We start from the raw sequence: 6000 nt of genomic DNA, 5'->3' as shown, positions 1-6000 counted from the left end.
GCTGCCAACACAGCGTGCCAGTGAGATTGATCAACTGCTACCGCATCAGTGGGTGCCGGCCTGAGTCACGCAAGGTGACTTCGGCAGACGCTTACCGCCATTTGACGTACCTGCTGCAATGCAGTGATCTGTGCCAAGCAAGAAAACGCAAGAACAGAAGAACCCCATGCAGACTTGTACATAAGCCATCTATCTCCCATAGAGTTCATTGAATAATCGCGAACTGAGTACAACACCGTACCGATAAGTGAGATATTGTGCTCAGTTTATTACAGCCACCTGCTTAGTGAGTGTGTTTTGCCGCCGTCTTGGCTTCCAAATTCGCTATCCTCCCATTTAGCTCCCGTACAGCCTCAATCAATGGCGCGGTTAATTTCTCATAATCTAATTGCTTGTAACCTTCCTTTTCTACAACCAATTCAGGGTATACTTTTTCTACGTCCTGAGCTAACAAGCCTACATCCTTCTTGCCGTCGCGCTTGAACTCATAAGACACACCATGTAACTCAAGTAGTTTCTCGGTAGCTCCCTGTAGAGGTTGAATATTTTGTTTCAGGCGTTCGTCACTGAATGGGCAGCATCGGTTTCCGATGCCTCCTGCCTCGGCGCTGGCTACAGAACCGAAACTTGCCAACAATAGCGCGCCAGAGAAGACAAAACCTTTAATACCAGCCATTGATTACTCCTTTATTTATTATGTACCGACAGATGTAAGTTTAGTTTTAATCCCTAAGCGATTAGCAACTCTACCCACTTAAGACCAGAAAATAGTTAACCCCAATAATGTTTGCGTGAACATCGGATGATTCTTTGGCGCGCGTAGGACCTTTCTTCAGCCCTAGGAAAGGTCTGAAGTAATCAGCAATTTAAGCCCTCCTTGGTTGAGTTTAAAAAATGCTGGCTTGGTCAGAAATCAGACCTTTTCTGTTCTTAACACCTTTTTCAAGGCTCTTTTCCCACATGACAGGCGCATCTCTCCGCCAATCAGCAGCCGTTTTCGCATCATCCACAGGTTTGACAGGGCAAATAGCGTGGCCTGTTACGCGGTGTTTTCATCAAGCCGCGAAAGCGCTTTATATAGCCAAACTGACGCTTGATTACCCGAAACGGATGTGGCCTGCGGCAAACCACGGACCCTCCCTGTCCGCACACACCCTGGCACAGTCGTTTGGACGCCCGAATGCCAGGTGTTAAGATTTACCTCGCTCGCCTTGGAAGTCGCTGGCGACGCCAGCGTTAGCGCACATTTGACGTCGCATACTTGATAGGGCCGAACCCTGACTTTGCGAGATTGACAAGCTTCGGCAGGCTGACAGGGTAATATGCATAGGGAAATTTCCTACAGACATAAAAGACATTTCCAGCAGAAAGTGTAGCCAGAACCAGAGAAAATGCGCGCACTCCGAGAGGAAGAAGGGACCCTTTGTACTTTCATGTTGAATAGTCAGCGGTGAGGCTTCATTCTTGGGCACAGATGTCAGTTCGCAACGCAATATAGCGGGCAGCGCAACGACGGCTACTTACGTGTAGGTTTGTTACGCATGGGGGCTGAGCGGACACCAGACTTGAAAATGATTGTGCCTGGATAGATGTCAGCTCAAGCTCACGTGTCGCTTCAGCGCGTGCGACTCACCCCCTGACAACACGGTCGCAAGCCCTTGCCCTACGCTTCAATCTTTCCGCTCATCAGTCAAGTGTTAGAATGGCTGACCTTTCATTCCAGGAGGAGCAATGCCCACAGCATTGATTGTTGATGATCACCCTTTCGTGCGGGCCAGCGTGAAAATGATTCTGGTAAACGAAGGCTTCGAGGAGGTGATCGAAGCCGATAACGGCTCCGATGCGTTGCACATTGCTCGCACTCTGGAGCCAGACTTGCTCGTTCTGGATATCGGTATTCCTCAAGTAGATGGCATGGAAGTGATTGAGCGTATCCGCTTACTCGGGTTGTCTATCAAGATTCTAGTGCTCACTGCACAGCCCGCTGAATATGTCGTAGCACGCTGCATGAACGCGGGAGTGGCCGGCTTCGTTTCCAAAGCCGATGACCTGAGCAATCTGAGCAAAGCCTTAAAGGTGCTAATGTCCGGCTATACCTACTTCCCAGACGTTGCACTACTCTCGGTGCGTCGTAGAGATAATCAGAGTGGTGAGGCCGAGCAAATTTCAAGCCTGTCCGATAGGGAGCTTATGGTGTTCCGCCAACTTGCCCTAGGGCTGAGTAACAAGCAAATCGGCGATGCCATGTTGCTCAGCAACAAGACGATAAGCACATATAAGACCCGCCTGATTGAAAAACTCAAAGTATCTTCGGTAGTGGAACTTGCCGATCTGGCTAAACGTCACGGCATGGTCTGATGCCATGCGCAGATCCATTTGTTATGGATTGCTGCTAGGGTTGGTATGGTGTGCCGACGTAACGACCACGCAGGCAGAATCACTAAGTCTTCTGCAGTACGGTGAGCGTAACGACTTCCAATTGGAGGTCTCGGGAGCGGATAGGCAATGGCTTGCAGTCAAGGGCAGCTTGCGGTTGGGCGTAAACGCCCCGGACAATCCGCCCTTCGATATTGTATCCAACACCGGGGACTACCAAGGCGTTACTGCCGATATTGTTGGATTGATCGGCAAGTTATTGAATTTACAAGTGAAGGTTCGGCGCTATCCTTCCCGTCAAGCCGCCATCGAGGCCTTGCGCCGTGGGGAAATTGATGTTCTTGGGAGCGCCAATACGTACGATTCAGCAGAGAAGGACCTTACACTGAGTCAGTCGTATGCTGTGGACCATCCAGCCCTAGTCACACGCACTGGCGAAACAGCAGTCGCGGCAGGTGAACTCGCGGGCAAGCGAGTGGCCATGCTCTATCACTACCTCCCTCCCGAACAGGTCCAGCTGGCTTATCCTGAGGCGCAGCTACAACTACACGAGTCAGTGCAGAGCGCCGTGAGCGCGGTGTCATTCGGAAAGGCCGATGTTTTTCTCGGTGACCTGTTGACAGCCAATTTATTTGCGCACCGCATCAGCAATCTTCAACTGGCTAACTTTGCTGCGCTAGAGCCCGGAGCCTTTGCGCTGGCGTTACGTCGTGACGATGAGCGGCTTCATCGTCTGGTGAACGCGGCTATCGAAGAGATTTCAGAAGAGCAACGTCAGGAAATCATCAGACGCTGGGGTGGGGGCATCATCGCCCCAATCGGTACGGCACTGCAATTCACGAAGCCCGAACAAGCCTGGATGAATCGGCATCCGCGCATTCGGGTCCTTTTCGTCGAAAGCTTCGTGCCGCTCACCTTCCGCAACGACGAGGGCCAGTTTCGCGGAATCGCGGCAGATGTTCTAGAGCGAATCAGCTTTCGTACAGGGCTTGTCTTCGACGCCCGGCCTGTTGTGTCAATTGCGGAGGCTACGCGCAAGATTCGTAACGGCGAGGCAGACATGTTCGCCGCCCTCTCACCGAGTAAGGCGCGAGAAGAGCATTTCGATTTCACCCGCGCCTATTTCAGCAATCCCTTTGTATTGGTCACCCGCGACACCCCAGAGGCACCTGTCTCTCTAGAAGAAATGGCCGGCAAACGGCTAGCCGTGACGCACGGCAACGAGTTAATCGGTTACTTGATCAAGAATCATCCGAAGATTCAACTGGTATTGATCGATAACGTGGGGCAAATACTGGAGCGGGTTGCCAACGGCGATGTCGAGGGAGGGGTCACCAATGTGATTGGTGCACGCTACATCATCTCCCGACAGTATCGCGATCGTTTGCGCATCGTTACTACTATCGGCTCCACCCCCGGCCACATCGCTTTCGCGATTGATAGGGGCGCCAAGGAGTTGCGCGACATACTGGACAAGGCACTACTCAGCATCCCGCCGAACGAGCTGGAGGACCTCACGAGCCTCTGGAGCCGAGATGTGGTTCTCGAGGGCAGCTTTTGGGCGGCGCACCGCAGGACTATCCTATCGTCCATGCTGGCCGCCTTATTGCTGCTAGCCGCGACCTTTGTATGGATACGTCGGTTGCGAGAAGAGATCCGTCGGCGCGAAGAGGCAGAGCGACGATTGATCGATCAGATAGAGTTTGAGCGAGTGCTGATCGATGGCACGCCGCATCCCATCTATGTACGCGACCATGAGTTGCGCTTAGTCACATGTAATCAATCCTATCTGAACGTGTTCGGCGTCACCCGTGAACAGGTAATTGGCAAGACACTGTGTGAAAGCACGCTGGGGCAAATGCCCGAGGCACCCGCCTTCGAGGCCGCCTATCGCCAAGTGATGACAAGCGGAGAGCCACTGATCCGCGACAATCATCTCACCTTACTCAATGGGCAAACAATTGCGATATTTCACTGGATGCTGCCGTTCCGGCTGGGCAACGGCGAGATGGCAAGCGTTATCGCAGGCTGGATTGATATTACTGAACGCCAGCGCCTACTGCTTGAGGCGGATGATGCCAATCGAGCGAAAACCACCTTCCTGGCTACTATGAGCCATGAGATCCGCACTCCTCTGAATGCGGTTATCGGGATGTTAGAGCTGGCCTCGAAGAAGGCAGAGAGAGGAGAATACGATCGTTTGACCATCGATGTGGCCTCCGATGCGGCCAGCCACCTGCTTGAACTGATCGGCGATATCCTGGATATCGCCCAGGTCGAGTCAGGTAAGCTCGCCCTCTCCCCCGAGCGTGCTCAATTGGGCCCTCTGGTTGAGTCAGTGGTCAGAGTCTTCGATGGGCTAGCACGACAAAAGCATATCGGCCTGCAGATGGAACTGGATCCGGCCGCTGATTGTGATGTGCTAGTTGATCCGCTGCGCTTTAAACAGGTGATTTCCAACCTGGTCGGCAACGCAATCAAGTTCACCGAGGAGGGGGCCGTGCGTGTGACGCTACGCCTATGCCAGCCCCATAGTGAGTATCGCCAGTCCGTCGAGCTTCTGGTGGAGGATAGCGGTATTGGCATCGCGGAAGACGAAATGCTGCGTTTGTTCAGACCTTTTGTGCAAGCTGCAAGTAATCAACAGCATGCGCGCAATGGATCCGGGCTCGGTCTGGTGATTTGCCGCAACCTAAGTGAAATGATGGGAGGCAGTCTGACGCTCAGCAGTACTCTTGGAGTAGGAACAATCGTTCGGGTAAGGCTCGCCTTCGACATCCTGCCAGATTTGGTTACCCCTAAGCCAGGAGAGCTCGACCCTATCGAAACGCCGGTGAGGGGATTACGGGTGTTGGTGGTCGATGATTACCCAGCCAATCGCTTGCTGCTAGTTCAGCAGTTGAGCTTCTTGGGGCATCAAGTGGTGGAGGCCGAGGACGGAAGGAGAGGACTGAACATCTGGCGAACCGGACACTTCGACGTCGTGATCAGTGATTGCAACATGCCCAACATGACCGGCTATGAGATGACCAGTCTGATTCGCGGGGAAGAGTTGAACACTGGGAGGAAGGCCTGTCTCATACTCGGGTTCACTGCCAACGCCCAAATCGATGAGGAGAACAGGTGCCGAGCAGCGGGAATGGATGGTTGCATGTTCAAACCCACCAGCCTTGCGCAGTTGTCCAAGCGTCTAGGGTTGGCGCGACCAATCCCACAGGAGATACAAAGACCTTCGGCGACGCTGGAGCTCATTGGACTATCTGATCTGGAAAGGATGAGCGGAGGAAACGTCGATGCCGTGAAGGATTTGCTGGACAAGCTGATCACGACTAATAGAAGCGATCTGCTTCGTCTCGATGAGCTTGCAGCCGCGGGAAACAACGAAGGACTGAGAGTGCTCGCCCATCGCGTGAAGGGCGGAGCTCTTATTCTCAAGGCCCGTCATTTGGAGCATTGTTGCGAAATGCTCGAGGAGGTCAAAATGGAATCCGAGCGTCATGAGTTGGACGCAAGAATTGACAACCTGCGTGAAGCTATACTTCAGTTGACTGATATGCTCGAAACTTACTGCGCAACATAAGCGCAGAAATGTCCTGCGAAAAGCGAAGAATTTTCCAGCTGTTT

3 protein-coding genes and 1 pseudogene are annotated in these 6000 nt (G+C 52.9%); 2 read left to right on the top strand and 2 right to left on the bottom strand.

All coding sequences use genetic code 11. From position 1 onward, the window contains the following. Nucleotides 1-283: 283 nt before the first annotated feature. Nucleotides 284-676, bottom strand: coding sequence for a tail fiber domain-containing protein (locus tag FBY02_RS26765; protein WP_144931365.1), 393 nt, complete (start codon nucleotides 674-676; stop codon nucleotides 284-286). 237 nt (nucleotides 677-913) lie between these two features. Next, a pseudogene (locus tag FBY02_RS28245) lies at nucleotides 914-1113 on the bottom strand (hypothetical protein); the annotation flags it as partial. A 618-nt stretch (nucleotides 1114-1731) separates the two neighbouring features. Here FBY02_RS28245 and FBY02_RS26760 point away from each other — a divergent pair. Both FBY02_RS26760 and FBY02_RS26755 read left to right on the top strand, forming a co-directional pair. Next, a complete protein-coding gene (locus FBY02_RS26760) occupies nucleotides 1732-2358 on the top strand; it encodes a response regulator transcription factor (protein WP_144931363.1) in 627 nt (208 codons plus the stop codon). 4 nt (nucleotides 2359-2362) lie between these two features. After that, complete coding sequence (locus tag FBY02_RS26755) at nucleotides 2363-5956, top strand: transporter substrate-binding domain-containing protein (RefSeq protein WP_144931361.1); 3594 nt, start codon at nucleotides 2363-2365, stop codon at nucleotides 5954-5956. Nucleotides 5957-6000: the final 44 nt, after the last annotated feature.

Source organism: Pseudomonas sp. SJZ078, assembly GCF_007828255.1.
In the GTDB taxonomy this organism is placed as follows: Bacteria; Pseudomonadota; Gammaproteobacteria; order Pseudomonadales; family Pseudomonadaceae; genus Aquipseudomonas.
Note: the sequence above shows the minus strand (reverse complement) of the source record. Positions and strands in the feature narration are given on the sequence as shown.

What these genes read in the sequence shown, in the direction of transcription:
- FBY02_RS26765 (WP_144931365.1), bottom strand. Translation starts at nt 676, where the DNA reads ATGGCTGGTATTAAAGGTTTTGTCTTCTCTGGCGCGCTATTGTTGGCA.
- FBY02_RS26760 (WP_144931363.1), top strand. Translation starts at nt 1,732, where the DNA reads ATGCCCACAGCATTGATTGTTGATGATCACCCTTTCGTGCGGGCCAGC.
- FBY02_RS26755 (WP_144931361.1), top strand. Translation starts at nt 2,363, where the DNA reads ATGCGCAGATCCATTTGTTATGGATTGCTGCTAGGGTTGGTATGGTGT.